Source organism: Pseudomonas sp. SWRI99 (genome assembly GCF_014270125.1).
Classification (GTDB): Bacteria; Pseudomonadota; Gammaproteobacteria; order Pseudomonadales; family Pseudomonadaceae; genus Aquipseudomonas; species Aquipseudomonas hamedanensis.
In genome coordinates this window covers 100,963-116,983 of the sequence record NZ_JABWQR010000002.1, presented here as the reverse complement: position 1 = coordinate 116,983, position 16,021 = coordinate 100,963, and the positions used below count along the sequence as shown (strand labels likewise).

17 protein-coding genes are annotated in these 16,021 nt (G+C 60.1%); 9 read left to right on the top strand and 8 right to left on the bottom strand.

Annotated features, from left to right (window positions below):
• Positions 1-99: 99 nt before the first annotated feature.
• The 4 genes from HU743_RS02155 to rluB all read left to right on the top strand — a co-directional run bounded on the left by HU743_RS02155 (position 100) and on the right by rluB (position 3,469).
• Positions 100-798 carry a ScpA family protein gene (locus HU743_RS02155; RefSeq protein WP_172828192.1) on the top strand — a complete coding sequence of 233 codons (699 nt, stop codon included), beginning with the start codon at positions 100-102 and terminating at the stop codon, positions 796-798.
• Between the two features lie 11 nt (positions 799-809).
• A complete protein-coding gene (scpB, locus tag HU743_RS02150) occupies positions 810-1,769 on the top strand; it encodes an SMC-Scp complex subunit ScpB (RefSeq protein ID WP_186646629.1) in 960 nt (319 codons plus the stop codon).
• A 144-nt stretch (positions 1,770-1,913) separates the two neighbouring features.
• Complete coding sequence (locus tag HU743_RS02145; protein ID WP_016771121.1) at positions 1,914-2,105, top strand: DUF1289 domain-containing protein; 192 nt, start codon at positions 1,914-1,916, stop codon at positions 2,103-2,105.
• Between the two features lie 143 nt (positions 2,106-2,248).
• Positions 2,249-3,469, top strand: coding sequence for a 23S rRNA pseudouridine(2605) synthase RluB (rluB, locus tag HU743_RS02140; protein ID WP_186646609.1), 1,221 nt, complete (start codon positions 2,249-2,251; stop codon positions 3,467-3,469).
• Positions 3,470-3,596: 127 nt separating this feature from the next.
• Here rluB and HU743_RS02135 read toward each other — a convergent pair whose 3' ends face one another.
• Positions 3,597-4,562, bottom strand: coding sequence for a leucyl aminopeptidase (locus HU743_RS02135; protein ID WP_186646608.1), 966 nt, complete (start codon positions 4,560-4,562; stop codon positions 3,597-3,599).
• Positions 4,563-4,633: 71 nt separating this feature from the next.
• Complete coding sequence (locus HU743_RS02130) at positions 4,634-4,771, bottom strand: hypothetical protein (protein WP_003222780.1); 138 nt, start codon at positions 4,769-4,771, stop codon at positions 4,634-4,636.
• A gap of 894 nt (positions 4,772-5,665) precedes the next feature.
• On the opposite strand from HU743_RS02130, the gene HU743_RS02125 reads away from it, so the two are divergent.
• Both HU743_RS02125 and arfB read left to right on the top strand, forming a co-directional pair.
• On the top strand, positions 5,666-7,078 hold the full coding sequence (locus tag HU743_RS02125; protein ID WP_186621750.1) for an amino acid permease: 1,413 nt from the start codon (positions 5,666-5,668) through the stop codon (positions 7,076-7,078).
• A 227-nt stretch (positions 7,079-7,305) separates the two neighbouring features.
• Positions 7,306-7,719, top strand: coding sequence for an alternative ribosome rescue aminoacyl-tRNA hydrolase ArfB (arfB, locus tag HU743_RS02120; protein WP_186646607.1), 414 nt, complete (start codon positions 7,306-7,308; stop codon positions 7,717-7,719).
• Here arfB and HU743_RS02115 read toward each other — a convergent pair.
• The 6 genes from HU743_RS02115 to phhA form a co-directional block, all read right to left on the bottom strand.
• The gene (locus HU743_RS02115) at positions 7,716-8,915 is read right to left on the bottom strand and encodes an MFS transporter (protein WP_186646606.1); all 1,200 of its coding nucleotides are present in this window, start codon (positions 8,913-8,915) and stop codon (positions 7,716-7,718) included. The two genes, arfB and HU743_RS02115, sit on opposite strands and share 4 nt — an antisense overlap.
• 110 nt (positions 8,916-9,025) lie before the next feature.
• A complete protein-coding gene (locus HU743_RS02110) occupies positions 9,026-9,202 on the bottom strand; it encodes a hypothetical protein (protein ID WP_186646605.1) in 177 nt (58 codons plus the stop codon).
• 71 nt (positions 9,203-9,273) lie between these two features.
• On the bottom strand, positions 9,274-9,405 hold the full coding sequence (locus HU743_RS27335; protein ID WP_264082146.1) for a hypothetical protein: 132 nt from the start codon (positions 9,403-9,405) through the stop codon (positions 9,274-9,276).
• 268 nt (positions 9,406-9,673) lie between these two features.
• A complete protein-coding gene (locus HU743_RS02105) occupies positions 9,674-10,867 on the bottom strand; it encodes an amino acid aminotransferase (RefSeq protein ID WP_186646604.1) in 1,194 nt (397 codons plus the stop codon).
• A complete protein-coding gene (locus tag HU743_RS02100; protein ID WP_016771115.1) occupies positions 10,867-11,223 on the bottom strand; it encodes a 4a-hydroxytetrahydrobiopterin dehydratase in 357 nt (118 codons plus the stop codon). Before HU743_RS02100 ends, HU743_RS02105 begins: the two co-directional genes overlap by 1 nt.
• 115 nt (positions 11,224-11,338) lie before the next feature.
• Positions 11,339-12,130: a phenylalanine 4-monooxygenase gene (gene phhA / locus HU743_RS02095; protein ID WP_186550780.1), complete on the bottom strand. Its 792-nt coding sequence runs from the start codon at positions 12,128-12,130 to the stop codon at positions 11,339-11,341.
• 371 nt (positions 12,131-12,501) lie between these two features.
• Here phhA and HU743_RS02090 point away from each other — a divergent pair, with 371 nt between their 5' ends.
• The 3 genes from HU743_RS02090 (at position 12,502) to flgG (ending at position 15,986) form a co-directional block, all read left to right on the top strand.
• Positions 12,502-14,064: a sigma-54-dependent transcriptional regulator gene (locus HU743_RS02090; protein WP_186646598.1), complete on the top strand. Its 1,563-nt coding sequence runs from the start codon at positions 12,502-12,504 to the stop codon at positions 14,062-14,064.
• A 350-nt stretch (positions 14,065-14,414) separates the two neighbouring features.
• A complete protein-coding gene (locus HU743_RS02085; protein WP_186550776.1) occupies positions 14,415-15,155 on the top strand; it encodes a flagellar basal body rod protein FlgF in 741 nt (246 codons plus the stop codon).
• Positions 15,156-15,200: 45 nt separating this feature from the next.
• The gene (gene flgG, locus HU743_RS02080; RefSeq protein ID WP_186550774.1) at positions 15,201-15,986 is read left to right on the top strand and encodes a flagellar basal-body rod protein FlgG; all 786 of its coding nucleotides are present in this window, start codon (positions 15,201-15,203) and stop codon (positions 15,984-15,986) included.
• Positions 15,987-16,021 lie beyond the last annotated feature (35 nt).

Here is a 16,021-nt window from a genome sequence, read left to right as displayed (position 1 = left end):
GATCCCCAGGCCGGCGCTCAGCAGGAGCTGCCGTTTGCGATGGTCTATGGCCAGGCGGTCATGGAAATGCCGCTGGACCTGTACATTCCGCCCGATGCGCTGGAAGTCTTCCTTGAAGCGTTCGAGGGCCCGCTCGACTTGCTGCTGTACCTGATCCGCAAACAGAACATCAATATCCTCGACATCCCGGTGGCGGAGATCACCCGCCAGTACATGGGCTATGTCGAGTTGATGCAGTCGGTGCGCCTGGAACTGGCCGCCGAATACCTGGTCATGGCCGCGATGCTGGCCGAGATCAAGTCGCGCATGCTCCTGCCTCGCGCCGAAACCGTCGAAGACGAAGAGGACGACCCGCGTGCCGAGCTGATTCGCCGCTTGCAGGAATACGAGCGCTTCAAGGCTGCCGCCGAAGGCATCGACGGCCTGAGTCGGGTTGGTCGCGATGTGATCGTGCCCAAACTCGACGCGCCAGAAGCGCGGGCGCGCAAGCTGTTGCCCGATGTTGCGCTGGAAGAAATCCTGATGTGCATGGCCGAAGTGCTGCGCCGTGGCGACATGTTCGAAAGTCACCAGGTCAGCCGCGAGGCGCTGTCTACGCGCGAGCGCATGAGCGATGTGCTGGAACGGCTCAAGGGCGGCGGTTTTGTGCCGTTTGTCGAACTGTTCACCGCCGAAGAAGGCCGCCTCGGTGTGGTAGTGACCTTTATGGCGATCCTTGAACTGGTCAAGGAATCCTTGGTCGAGCTGGTGCAGAATGAGCCGTTCGCCGCGATCCACGTGCGAGCCCGAGCCGAATAACGAGTCCAAACATGAATCTGACTGAACCCCGCGAGCTGGCGCCCCTGCTTGAAGCCTTTCTGTTGGCCTCGGGAAAACCGCAATCCCTTGAGCGCCTGTTCGAACTGTTCGAAGAAGGCGAGCGGCCGGAGCCGGCGGTCTTCAAGAAAGCTTTGACCCTGCTCGGCAAGTCCTGCGAGGGCCGCGCCTTCGAACTCAAGGAAGTCTCGTCGGGCTATCGCCTGCAGATCCGCGAGAAGTTCTCGCCCTGGGTCGGTCGACTGTGGGAAGAGCGCCCGCAACGCTACTCCCGTGCCTTGCTGGAAACCATTGCGCTGATCGCCTACCGCCAGCCGATCACCCGTGGCGAAATCGAAGACGTGCGTGGTGTGGCGGTCAACAGCAACATCGTCAAGACTTTGCTGGAGCGCGAGTGGATTCGCGTCGTCGGCTACCGCGACGTGCCGGGCAAACCGGCGATGTTTGCCACGACCAAGGCGTTTCTCGATCACTTCAACCTGAAAAACCTTGAGGACCTGCCGCCGCTGGCCGAACTGCGTGAGATGGAAGCCGAGCCGGTGCTGGATTTCGACGACGCGCCGGTGCCGCAGAGCCTGCAGGAACTGGCCGATGCCAGCGCCGAGCCGGAGGAAGAGAAGGAAGAAACCAGTTTCCACAGTTTGCTGCTGGAACTGGACAGCATGGAGGAGGGGATCAAGACCGACTTCGACGATTTGCTGCGCGATGCGGCGGATGGCGAAGCGCCGGTGTCTGAGTCCGAGATCACCGAGCCGGTGGTTGAAGCTGAACTTGAAGCCGCGCGCGACGCCGAATCGGAGGAAGACATTCTCGGTGTCGCCGAGGCCCGCGAGAAACTCCTGGCTGCCGTTGCCGCCCTCGAACAGCCAGAACCCGAACTCAGCGAAGAAGAAGCCGAAGCCCGCGCGCTGGCCGAAGCCATCGAAGCCGAACGGCGCGAATTCGAGGACTGACCCGATCACAAGAACACCGCCATCCCTTGTAGGAGTGAGCCTGCTCGCGATAGCGGTGTCTCTGACAAGAAGATGTCGACTGACACACCGCAATCGCGAGCAGGCTCACTCTTACAAGGGATCTGTTTTTTTCTGGAGAAAGCGATGAGTTCAACCAAGGACCCCTGTATCAGCCTCTGCAAATTCTCCGACGACATCTGCCTCGGTTGCGGCCGCAGCAAGCGCGAGATCAAGGCCTGGAAGAAGCTCGACAAGGACGACAAGCGCACGGTGCTGGCCGAAGCCGCGTTGCGCCTGATCAAACTTGGCGGTGCCGGTCGGCGGAAAAAGAAATAACTGTCGATCGATCGGCTAGTCTCTGATGCGCGATGGCGCACATCCGCGTATGATTCGCGACCCTTCGGCGATCCCTTCGCCCGAAAACACAGTTTTCAATGCTTCAGGCGCCGCCTGAACAGACCACACCGGGAGGTGCCCAGATGAGTGACATCAATCAGAAAGACGACCAGGAAATCGGCCCAGCAGGCGAAAAACTGCAGAAAGTCCTCGCCCGTATCGGCGTCGGCTCGCGCCGTGACGTCGAAGCCTGGATCAGCCAGGGCCGGATCAAGGTCAATGGCAAAGACGCCACCCTCGGCCTGCGCGTTGACATGCATGACGCCATCACCATCGATGGCAAGGTGATCAAACGCGAAGAGGCCGCCGAATCGGTGCGCCGCGTGATCATGTACAACAAACCCGACGGCGAAATCTGCACCCGTGACGACCCGGAAGGCCGCCCGACCGTGTTCGACAAACTGCCGCGCCCGAAAGAAGGCCGCTGGATCAACATCGGTCGTCTCGACATCAACACCACCGGTCTGCTGATGTTCACCACTGACGGTGAACTGGCCAACCGTTTGATGCACCCGTCCTACGAGATGGACCGCGAGTACGCCGTGCGTGTACGCGGTGAAGTCGACGACGAGATGATTGAACGCCTCAAGGCCGGTGTGGTGCTGGAAGACGGTCCGGCCAAGTTCACCGACATCAAGCAGGCGCCGGGTGGCGAAGGCTTCAACCACTGGTATCACTGCGTGGTAATGGAAGGCCGCAACCGTGAAGTGCGTCGTCTGTGGGAATCGCAGGGTCTGGTGGTCAGCCGTCTGAAGCGTGTGCGCTTCGGTCCGGTGTTCCTCAACTCCGACTTGCCGATGGGCCGCTGGCGCGAAATGAGCCAGTACGAAGTCGACATCCTCAGTGCTGAAGTCGGCCTGACGCCGGTAGCCATGCCGCAACTGAACGCCAAGAGCAAGGACAAGCTGGAGCGTATGCAGCGTAAATCGTCGCGGCCGATGGCCAAGACCGAGCGCGTGCGCACCTTGCGCCCAGCCGCTGGCACACCGACCGGTCCACGTCCGGGCCGCGAGCCGCAGATCGAAGGCGAGCGTCCAGGTCGCAAGCCGGTTGCCCGTGACGGCGAGCGCGCACCGCGTCCAGCCAACGGTCGTACCGAGCGTGGCGAACGTGGCGCGCCTGCCGGTCGCGGTACGCCGGTGGCGGATCGTCCAGCTGACACCACCAATAAGCGTCCGGCCAAACCGGCGCCGAAGCGTCCGGGGATCAAGTTGGTCGACGGCGACAAGCCCTCGGGCAAGCGCCGCGGCGCACCGGCCGGTTCCGGGCAGCGCCCGGGTTTTGGACGCAAGAAACCTGAATAAGGCAGCTGTGAGTTACTAGCTGCAGGCTGCAAGTTGAAGCAAAAACGCCAACCCTTGAGGTTGGCGTTTTTTTTCTCTTGATTTTGCTTTGCGCTTGCAGCTTGAAACTTGCCGCTTGCCGCTGCTCTTAAAACACAAACCGCCCATCAAACACCGGCTTGTCATCCAGCGCCAATACCCCGCCGGAGAAGATCAGGTCCAGATGATGGCTGCCCTTGGCGCCACCGCCCAATCCCAGATGCAAGCCACAATGCCGCTCTTCAAACCCGGCATTGCGCGCATACAGGTCTTTCACGCCTTCATTGGTGCCAATCCCCAGTTCTTCGATCCGCCGGTTCGACGGGTTGGCGTCCAGGTATTTGTTGAAATCATGCTCCAGCCCCGGTACGTCGGTGGCGATGCGGCTGATGGTCGAATTTTCGATCCACAACTCCAGTGGTGACTCCAGCACGCCGTATTTGCGCGCAAACGGAATGGTGCTGAGAAAGGTGCCCTTGAATTTAACGTGGCCGTTGATGGCTTCGCTGTGGGTGGCGATTTCGCCGGGGGCGAGGTCGAAGTTGCCGACGCCGTTGATGTCGGTCCACTTCTTGATGCTGCTCATCGGTGTTTCGAACCACGAGCCGTGGTCATCCTTGAAGCTCAGCGTGGTCGCCTGGGACATGCGCTGGATCAGGTGACTGTTGAGTCCGGCGATGCGCTGCGGGGTAATGCTGAAAGTGTCGTAGAAATAGTCGCCGTAATCCTTGAACAGCAGCGACTTCTTCCAGTTGTCCGCCATCACCGCTTGCAGTGCACGGACGAACTCCGGGCCGTCGGGGCGTGGGTTGGGCAGGGTGGAAGAGTCGTAGAAGAAAATGTACAGATCGCTGTCGGCAATTGCCTCGGCCAGCGCTGCGGTGCTTTCCAGGTCCAGGCGTCGCGCGCTGAAGCGAAAGCGCGGATGCTCGCCGGCCTGTTCGGCGATGGCGCCGGTCAGGGCTTCGTAGTCGGCAGTGTGGCCGAGCAATACCTTCGCCGAGTCGAGGCCGGCAAGGGCGGGGTGATGTTCGAGGTAGTAAAGGAAATGCGAGATCGCGCGGGACTTATCCATGAATCCTCCCTGACTGACCGTGACGAAAGCGGCAGGCACGACCGGCCGGACCGTGCCTGCCCGGGGATGTGTTACAGAGGCCACATCGCCGTGCCGAACGGAACCACCGCGTCGGCTTGCATCATTTCCACGGCGGCCTCATGGGTCGGTGCTTCAAACCATTCGTCCAGTTGCAGTTCGGTATCCAAGTCTTTTTCCAGTGCTTGCATGGTCGATCTCCTAGATGACTTTCACGGTTTATGACTGACCGGTCGAGGTGGCCGGTGAGACGTGAAAAACCTAGTTGAGGCTTTTTGTTAATGCAAAATTTTATCCATTTAATTTTTAAATAGACTTTTTGTTCTGTTTTTCAGGATGAATTTTCTTATTTGAAAACAAAAAACTAAGCCGCTGGCTTCGATAGCAAGCTAGCTACCGTCAATATGCAGACATCCTTCGGAAATTTCTGATTCGGAAATTTTACGTTACGCCTCGTAAAGAAAACGTGACGAAATTGCCCGGTAGCGGCTGGCATTTGTCTGCTCCTGCAAGGCTGTAAGGAAAATCTTCCGAAACCCGCCAGTGCAGGCGTCACGCAAGGCTCTGGCGCGCTTGTTTCCCGCGCTCGGGCAGGGTGTGATGCGCCCCATGCCTGTCGTGCAGGCGCATAACAAGAAGGAGGCGCAATGAACGCCGCGACTGAATTCCACTTCTCCCCGTGGGACGGTTTTTTCCTCGTCCACGCCGATGGCCTGCAAAGGCCTGACTCAATTTTTGCAGCCGCCCGAGTGTCTCGAGGCGGATACACGCAATCCCGGCAACCGCCACGCTGATCCAGCGGGGTCTGGCAGCAGGGGGTTAGCGGTGTACAATGCGCCGCGTTTTAACTGTGACCCTCTGCGTAATCGCGCCAATCTCAAGGCTATCCGCCTTGTTCACTCCGCCGCGCCACAAGCGTGTCGGGTTCGATTTCGTCACAGATAAAAACAAACAGGTGACGCATGACCGTTGTAAATGAGCTGAACTCCTGGTGCCTGCGCTGGGGTTTGATCGGGGCTGCTTGAAATCGCAACCTTGCAGCAACGTCTACTGAACATCATCAAACCTTGCGTGAGACCTTTTTCATGAGTGGACAACCCTCGCAATCAGGCGAGCTTAAGCGCGGCCTGAAAAATCGCCACATTCAACTGATCGCCCTTGGTGGCGCGATCGGTACCGGCCTGTTCCTGGGATCTGCCGGCGTGCTGAAATCCGCCGGTCCGTCGATGATCCTTGGCTACGCCATCTGCGGCTTCATCGCCTTCATGATCATGCGCCAGTTGGGCGAGATGATCGTCGAAGAGCCGGTGGCCGGCTCCTTCAGCCATTTCGCGCACAAGTACTGGGGCGGTTTCGCCGGTTTCCTGTCGGGCTGGAACTGCTGGATTCTGTACATTCTGGTGGGCATGTCGGAGCTGACCGCGGTCGGCAAATACATCCATTACTGGGCACCGGACATTCCGACCTGGGCCTCCGCAGCGGCATTCTTCGTGCTGATCAACGCGATCAACCTGGCCAACGTCAAGGTCTTCGGTGAAGCCGAATTCTGGTTCGCGATCATCAAGGTCGTCGCCATCGTCGGCATGATTGCCCTGGGCAGCTACTTGCTGGTCAGCGGCCACGGCGGCCCGCAAGCGTCGGTCAGCAACCTGTGGTCCCACGGCGGTTTCTTCCCGAACGGAGTGAGCGGTCTGGTGATGGCCATGGCGATCATCATGTTTTCCTTCGGTGGTCTGGAAATGCTCGGTTTCACTGCTGCCGAAGCCGACAAGCCGAAGACTGTGATCCCGAAAGCGATCAACCAGGTGATCTACCGCATCCTGATTTTCTACATCGGCGCGCTGGTGATCTTGCTGTCGCTGACTCCGTGGGACAGCCTGCTGGAAACCCTCAATGCGTCCGGCGACTCCTACAGCGGCAGCCCGTTCGTGCAGGTGTTCTCGATGCTCGGCAGCAACACCGCCGCGCACATCCTCAATTTCGTTGTGTTGACCGCGGCGCTGTCGGTGTACAACAGCGGCACCTACTGCAACAGCCGCATGCTGCTGGGCATGGCCGAACAGGGTGACGCGCCGAAAGGCCTGGCGAAGATCGACAAGCGCGGCGTGCCGGTGCGGTCGATCCTGGCTTCGGCGGCGGTGACGCTGGTGGCGGTGCTGCTCAACTACCTGATCCCGCAGCACGCACTGGAACTGCTGATGTCGCTGGTGGTTGCAACGCTGGTGATCAACTGGGCGATGATCAGCTACTCGCACTTCAAGTTCCGCCAGCACATGAACAAGACGAAGCAGACGCCGCTGTTCAAGGCGCTGTGGTACCCATACGGCAACTACATCTGCCTGGCGTTCGTTGCGTTCATCCTCGGCGTAATGTTGCTGATCCCGGGGATTCAGATCTCGGTGTACGCGATTCCGGTGTGGGTCGTGTTCATGTGGGTCTGCTACGTGGTCAAGAACAAACGCAGTGTGCAGCCGGTGGTGCCGGCGACGGCGAAATAACCTCGCAGGCAGAAACGACAAACCCGGCCAGCGTGCCGGGTTTGTCATTTCCAGCCTCACACAAATCCCCTGTAGGAGTGAGCCTGCTCGCGATAGCGGTGTGTCAGTCAATAAATATGAACCTGATATACCGCTATCGCGAGCAGGCTCACTCCTACAGGGGATCTGCGTCATGCTTCAGCGCTGTTTCAGGTTATCCTGCACCCTCTGAACACGGACGCTTTTCCATGCTGGTGATTTCCAACAACGTGCATCTGCCCGATGCCGAGATCGAACTGACGGCCATTCGCGCGCAAGGCGCCGGTGGGCAGAACGTCAACAAGGTCTCCAGCGCCATGCACCTGCGCTTCGACATCCCCAACTCGTCGTTGCCGGAGTTCTACAAGGAGCGCCTGTTGGCGTTGCGCGACAGTCGCATCACCAGCGACGGCGTACTGATCATCAAGGCCCAGCAATACCGCACGCAGGAAGCCAATCGAGCCGATGCGCTGGAGCGGTTGGTCGAGTTGATTCAAAGCGCCACCAAAGTTGAAAAGAAGCGCCGCCCGACCAAGCCGACCCTCGGCTCGAAGAAGCGTCGCCTCGAATCGAAAACCAAGCGCGGCAGTATCAAGGCCGGGCGCGGCAAGGTCGACTTCTAATCCTCGCGATACTTCGCCGTGTGCTTGTACAGATACACGCTCAACGCTAGACCGCTCAGGGCCGCAAGAGCGGCAAACAAAAAGATCGAGGCAAAACCGAACCCCGCCGCAATCGCCCCGGCCAACGGCCCAGTGATCCCCAGCGACAAATCAATGAACAGTGAATAGGCACCGACCGCCGCACCGCGGCTGGAAGCAGGCACCAGATTCACCGCCTCTACGCCCAGCGCCGGGAACACCAGCGAGAAGCCGAAGCCACTCAGCGCCGCGCCGGCCAAGGCCCAATTAGCGTCCGGTGCAATCCACAGCAGCAACAGGCCCAGGGTTTCCACCGACAGGCATGCGATCGCCACGCGAAAGCCGCCGAGGCGGTTGATCAGATTGCCGAACAACAGCCGTGCACCGATGAAGCTGGCGCCGAACAGGCTCAGGCACAGCACCGCATTGTCCCAATGCTGCGTGGCGTAATACAGGGTGATGAAGGTGGCGATGGTGCCGAAACCGATCGAGCCCAGCGCCAGTCCGCAGCCGTGGGGAAAGACTTTGCCGAGCACATGCATGAAGGGCAGGCGTTCACCGGAGACGATCGGCGCTGCCATCTTCGGCCACGCCAGCGCCAGGCCGAGCAGGGCGAGGAGGATGATGCTTACGCCCATGCTCCACAGGCCCAGCCGGCTGACCAGCCACACGCCAAACGGCGCGCCGATCGCCAGCGCGCCATAACTGGCGATGCCGTTCCAGGAAATCACCTTGGCCGTGTTCGCCGCGCCGACACGGCCGATGCCCCAGCCAATCGAGCCGGAACCGACCAGACTTTCCGCGCTGCCCAGCACAAGTCGGCCGATCAGCAGGCTGATCAGGCTGAGCATCGGCAGGCTGTGCGTCCACGCCGAAATCAGCATGAACACACCGCTCAAGCCGCATCCGGCGAGGCCGATCATCACCGCCCGTTTACTGCCCTGGTTGTCGATGATCTTGCCGGCATACGGACGGCTGAGCAGGGTGGCGAGGTATTGCACGCTGATCACCAGCCCGGCGATCACTGCGCCAAAGCCCAGGTCGCTGTGCACATAGCCCGGCAACACGGCGAGCGGAATGCCGATGTTCAGGTAACCGATAAAGGTGAAGAGGACGATGGAAACCACTTGCAGCGTAACCGCGAAGGGGCGCTGGGGTTCGGATATAGAGGGCGACATGGGTAACGATCCACGGGAGCAGCAGATTAGATAGGCTGCTCATGATACCGGCGTGAAACGATCAGGGGCGGGGAAAAGTAAAACTATTTGCCGGGGCGGCCGTTTCAGGATTACGCCGGGGCGACCAATTGCGTGGTGACGAGAGCGGCGAGGGCGTTTTCTTCGCTGCCGAAACGTTCGAGCAGGGCGGCCTGTTTCTCAGGGGGAAGGCGATTCCAGATCTCGATCATTTTCTCGGTGGCGCCGATCAGCACGGCAGCTTGGCTTGCAGAAAATTCATCGGTCATGGCGGGCTCGGCTTCAGGCAGTGTGGAAAGCGCATCTTAGCGCTTTCCACACGGTCTGTACGGCGGGGACTTTACTCTTCGCTGTCGGCGTTGCGGCTGTCAGCGGCTTCTTGCGGCTCGGGCTGTTGGGCGCCGGCGTGTTGCGGGGTCGTCTGCTCAGGTACGTGCAGGCTTGGGAAGGGGAGATTAGGAATCTCGTGCATGGTCGCGCTCCTCGCTAAGTCTGTTGATAGATCAGGTGCTCCGCGCTTTTACAAAGCCTGCGCAGGATACAGCAGGAAAAATGACAATCAGACTTTTAATTCAAAATAATGCGACAGATGGCCGCAGGGAGGCGGGTTCACCATTGAGGCATTCCCACGCTCCGCGTGGGAATGCCTCAATGGACGCTTTGCGTCCGCTGTTGGGACGCGGAGCGTCCCGGGCTGCATTCCCACGCGGAGCGTGGGAACGATCAGTCGGGCGGAGGGTTTATTTACAGGCGTCAGCGATGGCGTCGGCCAGTAATGCGAGGCGGGTGGCGTCGATGCCGGCGACGTTTGCCCGGCCAGAGCTGACCATGTACACGCTGTGCCGCTCACGCAGGTTTTTCACTTGATCTGGTGACAGCCCGGTGTAAGAAAACATCCCACGCTGTACGCCAATGTGCGCAAAACGCTCACGCAAACCATGCGGTTCCAGCGCTTCGACCAGACCGCTGCGCAACTGCGCGATACGCAAGCGCATGGCTTCCACCTCATCGGCCCAGCGCGCTTTCAGCTCTGGATCGGCGAGGATGGTCGCGACTACCGCCGCGCCGTGATCCGGCGGCGTCGACCACAGGTTGCGGGCGATGTTGGCCAGTTGGCTGCGGATGTCGATAAGCTTGTCGGCGCTTTTTGCACAGACGATCAGCGCACCGGTGCGGTCGCGATAGAGGCCGAAGTTCTTCGAGCAGGAACTGGTGATCAGCACCTCCGGGATTTCAGCGGCAAACAAGCGTGTCGACCACGCGTCCTGCTCCAGGCCATCGCCAAAGCCCTGATAGGCAAAGTCGATCAGCGGCAGCAGATTACGGCTGCGCACCACTTCGAGCACCCGCTTCCAGTCGTCATGGCTCAGGTCAAAACCGGTCGGGTTGTGGCAGCAGGCATGCAGCAGCACCACGTCACCCTTGGGCACTTCCTTGAGCACGGCGAGCATGGCTTCGACATCGAGGCGGTTGTCGCTGCCGACGTACGGGTAGTGACTGACCTTGACTTCGGCGGCAGCGAAAATGGTTTCGTGGATCGGCCAGGTCGGGTTGCTCAACCACACGCCCTTGCCCGGCAGGCATTGGGCGATGAAGTCCGCAGCCAGACGCAACGCACCGGTGCCGCCCGGCGTCTGGGTGGCGCCGACGCGTTGTTCGCTGATCAGTGGCGAGTCGGCGCCCAGCACCAGCTCGTTGATGACTTTGCCGAACAGCGGGTTGCCGTGGCCACCGATGTAGGTTTTGGTGTCCTGGCTTTCGACCAGCCGCCCTTCGGCGATTTTCACCGCTTCAGGGATCGGCGTCAGGCCCTGGGCATCCTTGTAGACGCCAACGCCGAGGTCGAACTTGCGCGGATTGCTGTCCTGCGCATACGCCTCCATCAAGCCGAGGATCGGGTCGCCGGGCACCCGGGCGATGGCGTCGAAGTGCATTACTTGCGTCCTTCTGCGGTCTTGGCCACTTCGTCAGTGCGCGCGGCCATGATGAAGTCGTTGCGGTGCAGGCCTTTGATCGAATGGCTCCACCAGGTCACGGTGACTTTGCCCCATTCGGTCAGCAGGCCCGGGTGGTGACCTTCGGCCTCGGAGATCTCGCCGACGGCATTGGTGAAGGCCAGCGCGTGCTTGAAATTCTTGAACAGGAAGACTTTTTCCAGCTGCATGATGCCGTCGCGCACTTCGATGTTCCAGTCAGGGATCTGCTTGATCAGGATCGGCAGTTCTTCGTCGCTGACTTGTGGCGCATCGGCGCGGCAGGCTTCGCAGTGGGCTTGGTTCAAAGTGGACATGGTGTATTCCTGAAATCGAGTGTGTTTTTTATTAAAGCGCGTGTGCCGTCAATGCCGTCACGCTAAAGCAAAGTGGCGGCCCCGGACAGACGCAATTGTCAGCAAAAGTCGCGGTTCAGGCGGCTTTGGGTTTCGGCGGAAATTTCGGCGCGTGCAAGCCCAACTGCATGCCCTGACGGACCATGGCCATGATGTCTTCATGAGCGACGTCGAACAGGCGCTTGAGGTTCGGCAGGACAAAGTACAGCGGTTGCAGGATGTCGATGCGATAGGGCGTGCGCATGGCTTCCAGCGGATCGAAAGCTTGATGCTCAGGCTCGTCCGACAGGCAATAAACGGTTTCTTTCGGCGAGGACAGAATTCCGCCACCGTAAATGCGCTTGCCTTGCGGGGTGTCGACCAAGCCGAATTCGATGGTCATCCAGTACAGCCGCGCCAGGTACACGCGCTCTTCCTTGGTCGCTTGCAGGCCGAGTTTGCCGTAGGTGTGGGTGAATTCAGCGAACCACGGGTTGGTCAGCAGCGGGCAGTGGCCGAAGATCTCGTGGAAAATATCCGGCTCTTGCAGATAGTCCAGTTCTTCGCGGGTGCGAATGAAAGTCGCCACCGGAAATTGCTTGCTGGCGAGCAGTTCAAAAAAGGTCTGGAAGGGAATCAGCGCCGGCACCCGGGCGACCTGCCAGCCGGTGGTCTCGCCGAGCACTTTATTGATCTCGCCGAGCTGCGGGATGCGGTCGTGGGGCAGACCGAGTTTTTCGATACCGTCCAGGTATTCCTGGCACGCACGGCCCTCGATCACTTTCAACTGGCGAGTGATCAGCGTGTTCCACACCGCGTGTTCTTCGGCGGGGTAGTCGATAAAACCTTGCGCATCGGGCTCGCGGGCCACGTATTGCGTCTGCTTCATGCTGCTCTCCTGCTAGGGGAATTCGTTTTTGTTATGTCCAGCGATGGCTCAAGGATTACCCGAGAGTGGCAGGAGATGCAGCACGTTTAAACGCAGTCATGTAGGAAAATTCGGCTAATTTCGTAAAGTTATCGTTACGCTTTGTCGGCTAATGCGTATTTGCAGTGATTGGCAGGTTTGAAAAGGGCTAGTGCTGTCACATAATCTTGACAGCTATCTGCGTGCCTCGACAGAAAGTCGTGCACCAATCTCTTGTAGGAGTGAGCCTGCTCGCGATAGCGGTGGGCCAGCTAAAAATGATGTGACTGATATACCGCTATCGCGAGCAGGCTCACTCCTACAGGTTCTCCGTCGTTCATTCAGGTGTTTTTATGCGCATCAAAGTCCACTGCCAGAACCGCATCGGCATCCTGCGCGACATCCTCAACCTGCTGGTGGCGTACGGCATCAACGTCGCGCGCGGCGAGGTTGGCGGCGAGCATGGCAACGCGATCTATCTGCATTGCCCGAACCTGATCAACATCCAGTTCCAGGCGCTGCGCCCCAAGTTCGAGGCGATTGCCGGGGTGTTTGGCGTCAAGCGCGTCGGGCTGATGCCCAGCGAGCGTCGGCACATGGAGTTGAACGCGTTGCTTGGGGCGCTGGAGTTTCCGGTGCTGTCGATCGACATGGGCGGCTCGATTGTCGCGGCCAACCGTGCCGCGGCGCAGTTGCTTGGAGTACGCGTCGATGAGGTGCCGGGGATTCCGCTATCGCGCTACGCCGAGGATTTCGACTTGCCGGAGTTGGTGCGCGCGAACAAGTCGCGGATCAACGGCATGCGGGTCAAGATCAAGGGCGACGTCTTTCTTGCCGACATCGCGCCGTTGCAATCGGAGCATGATGACAGCGAGGCCATGGCCGGCGCCGTTCTGACCCTGCACCGCGCCGACCGCGTCGGCGAGCGCATCTATAACGTGCGCAAGCAGGAACTGCGTGGCTTCGACAGCATCTTTCAGAGTTCCAAAGTCATGGCTGCCGTGGTCCGTGAAGCGCGGCGCATGGCACCACTGGATGCGCCGTTATTGATTGAAGGCGAAACCGGCACCGGCAAGGAATTGCTGGCGCGCGCCTGCCACCTGGCGAGTCCGCGCGGGCAGTCGCCGTTGATGGCGCTCAACTGTGCAGGGCTGCCGGAATCGATGGCCGAGACCGAATTGTTCGGCTACGGCCCCGGGGCTTTCGAAGGCGCGCGTGCCGAAGGCAAACTTGGCCTGCTGGAATTGACCGCAGGCGGCACGCTGTTTCTCGACGGTGTCGGCGAGATGAGCCCGCGCTTGCAGGTGAAGCTGCTGCGCTTTTTGCAGGACGGTTGCTTCCGCCGCGTCGGCAGCGACGAAGAGGTTTATCTGGATGTGCGGGTGATCTGCGCAACCCAAGTGGATTTGTCTGAATTGTGCGCGCGCGGCGAGTTTCGCCAGGACCTGTACCACCGCCTGAACGTCTTGTCGCTGCACATCCCGCCGCTGCGCGAGTGCCTCGACGGATTGACGCCGCTGGTCGAACACTTTCTTGATCAGGCCAGCCGGCAGATCGGTTGTCCGTTGCCGAAACTCGCCCCGGCGGCGATGGATCGCCTTAGCCATTACCACTGGCCGGGCAACGTGCGGCAATTGGAGAACGTGCTGTTTCAAGCGGTGTCGCTGTGCGAGGGCGGTACGGTCAAGGTTGAGCATATTCGTCTGCCGGATTACGGCGTGCGTCAGCCGCTTGGCGATTTTTCGCTGGAGGGTGGCCTGGACGAGATCGTCGGGCGCTTCGAAAAAGCGGTGCTGGAGCGCCTGTATTCCGAGCATCCGAGCAGTCGCCAGTTGGGTAAGCGGCTCGGCGTTTCGCACACCACCATCGCCAACAAGCTGCGTGAGTATGAGGTCGGTAAAGAATCGTCGGAGTAGCCCATGTGGCGAGGGAGCTTGCTCCCGCTGGGTTGCGCAGCAGCCCCTATATCCATTCAACCAGTCGAGTGAGACACACCACGCTCGCCGGGTTTACGCCTGCTTCGCAGTCGAGCGGGAGCAAGCTCCCTCGCCACAGGTTCTTTGCCGACTCGAAAAAACCGGTTGCCGCGCAGCGGCATGACACCGCCGGTTTTTCGTCTTCGCTACATACCCGATTCTCCCGATAACCCCCTCAAGTCCCCTGTTTACCGGGTCTTCGTCCGCCAATAAAAAGTTGGTCTGCAAATTGCTTATGGCTCAGCAGTACAGCAGTGGGCGGCAAACGTCCGGCATGCAGAGGAAAGAGCGTGGACAAGTACCTTTATGTGGCAATGACCGGCGCCAGCCAGAACGCGCTGGCGCAGCGGGCGCATGCCAACAACCTGGCGAACATCTCCACCAACGGTTTTCAGCGCGACCTGGAGCAGGCGCGTTCGATGCCGGTATTTGGTGACAGCTTTCCGGCGCGCGCGTTTGCCATGAGCGAACGGCCGGCCACTGACTTCTCGCCAGGCTCGCTGGTGGAAACCGGTCGCGACCTCGATGTCGCTGTGACCGGCAACGGTTTTATCGCCGTGCAGAACCCCAACGGTGGCGAAAGCTACGTGCGCACCGGCAGTCTCAACATTGATGCCCTCGGCGTCTTGCGCGCCGGCAACGGCATGCCGGTGATCGGCAATGGCGGACCGATTGCCGTGCCGCCGGAGCAGCAGGTCGAAGTCGGCGAAGACGGCACCATCAGCATCCGGGCGATGGGCGAAGGCCCGCGCGTCATGGCCGAAGTCGACCGCATCAAGCTGGTCAACCCGGACATCAAGAACATGAACAAAGGCCTCGACGGTTCGATTTACACCAAGGACGGCCAGCCGGCCCAGGCCGATGCCAACGTCAAACTGGTTTCGGGTTTCCTTGAGTCGAGCAACGTCAATGCCGTGGAAGAAATGACCTCGGTGCTGGCCCTGGCCAAGCAGTTCGAGTTGCACGTCAAGATGATGAACACCGCCAAAGACGATGACCAGGCCATGGCTCGGGTCTTGCAGATCAGCTAATTATCAGAACGTCGCGCCGTAAAACAGGCGCACGAGGAGAATCGAATGCTTCCGGCTCTATGGGTTGCCAAAACCGGTCTGTCCGCCCAGGACACCAACCTGACCACCATTTCCAACAACCTGGCGAACGTCTCGACCACGGGTTTCAAACGTGACCGCGCCGAGTTCCAGGACCTGCTCTATCAGATCAAGCGTCAGCCAGGCGCCCAGTCGACCCAGGACAGCGAATTGCCGTCGGGCCTGCAAGTGGGTACCGGCGTGCGCATTGTCGGCACGCAGAAAAACTTTACTGCCGGCAGCCTGCAAACCACCGAGCAGCCGCTGGACATGGCCATCGACGGTCGCGGTTTCTTCCAGATTCTGCAGCCGGACGGCACCACGTCCTACACCCGTGACGGTACTTTCCACCTCGACTCCAATGGCCAGATCGTCAACGCCAGCGGTTTCGCTCTGGAGCCGGCGATTGTTATCCCGAACGACGCGCAGACCTTCACCGTCGGCCGCGACGGCACCGTTTCCGTCACCATCGCCGGCAACCCGGCGTCGCAAGTGATCGGCAACCTGCAAACTGCCGACTTCATCAACCCGGCCGGTCTGCAAGCAGTGGGCAACAACCTGTTCCTGGAAACCGCGGCTTCCGGCGCGCCGCAAGTCGGCACACCTGGCCTGGCCGGTTTCGGTACCACGCTGCAGAACACCCTGGAAACCTCCAACGTCAGCACCGTGGAAGAGATGGTCAACATGATCACCACCCAACGCGCTTACGAGATGAACTCCAAGGTGATCTCCACCGCCGACCAGATGCTCTCGTTCGTAACGCAGAATCTGTAATCAAGTCTTTGGGGTGACCGCAGGGTCGCCGGCAA

Excerpts from the sequence above, each read along its gene's own strand:
- scpB (WP_186646629.1), top strand. The coding sequence starts at position 810 with ATGAATCTGACTGAACCCCGCGAGCTGGCGCCCCTGCTTGAAGCCTTT.
- HU743_RS02145 (WP_016771121.1), top strand. The coding sequence starts at position 1,914 with ATGAGTTCAACCAAGGACCCCTGTATCAGCCTCTGCAAATTCTCCGAC.
- rluB (WP_186646609.1), top strand. The coding sequence starts at position 2,249 with ATGAGTGACATCAATCAGAAAGACGACCAGGAAATCGGCCCAGCAGGC.
- HU743_RS02135 (WP_186646608.1), bottom strand. The coding sequence starts at position 4,562 with ATGGATAAGTCCCGCGCGATCTCGCATTTCCTTTACTACCTCGAACAT.
- HU743_RS02130 (WP_003222780.1), bottom strand. The coding sequence starts at position 4,771 with ATGCAAGCACTGGAAAAAGACTTGGATACCGAACTGCAACTGGACGAA.
- HU743_RS02125 (WP_186621750.1), top strand. The coding sequence starts at position 5,666 with ATGAGTGGACAACCCTCGCAATCAGGCGAGCTTAAGCGCGGCCTGAAA.
- arfB (WP_186646607.1), top strand. The coding sequence starts at position 7,306 with ATGCTGGTGATTTCCAACAACGTGCATCTGCCCGATGCCGAGATCGAA.
- HU743_RS02115 (WP_186646606.1), bottom strand. The coding sequence starts at position 8,915 with ATGTCGCCCTCTATATCCGAACCCCAGCGCCCCTTCGCGGTTACGCTG.
- HU743_RS02110 (WP_186646605.1), bottom strand. The coding sequence starts at position 9,202 with ATGACCGATGAATTTTCTGCAAGCCAAGCTGCCGTGCTGATCGGCGCC.
- HU743_RS27335 (WP_264082146.1), bottom strand. The coding sequence starts at position 9,405 with ATGCACGAGATTCCTAATCTCCCCTTCCCAAGCCTGCACGTACCTGAG.
- HU743_RS02105 (WP_186646604.1), bottom strand. The coding sequence starts at position 10,867 with ATGCACTTCGACGCCATCGCCCGGGTGCCCGGCGACCCGATCCTCGGC.
- HU743_RS02100 (WP_016771115.1), bottom strand. The coding sequence starts at position 11,223 with ATGTCCACTTTGAACCAAGCCCACTGCGAAGCCTGCCGCGCCGATGCG.
- phhA (WP_186550780.1), bottom strand. The coding sequence starts at position 12,130 with ATGAAGCAGACGCAATACGTGGCCCGCGAGCCCGATGCGCAAGGTTTT.
- HU743_RS02090 (WP_186646598.1), top strand. The coding sequence starts at position 12,502 with ATGCGCATCAAAGTCCACTGCCAGAACCGCATCGGCATCCTGCGCGAC.
- flgG (WP_186550774.1), top strand. The coding sequence starts at position 15,201 with ATGCTTCCGGCTCTATGGGTTGCCAAAACCGGTCTGTCCGCCCAGGAC.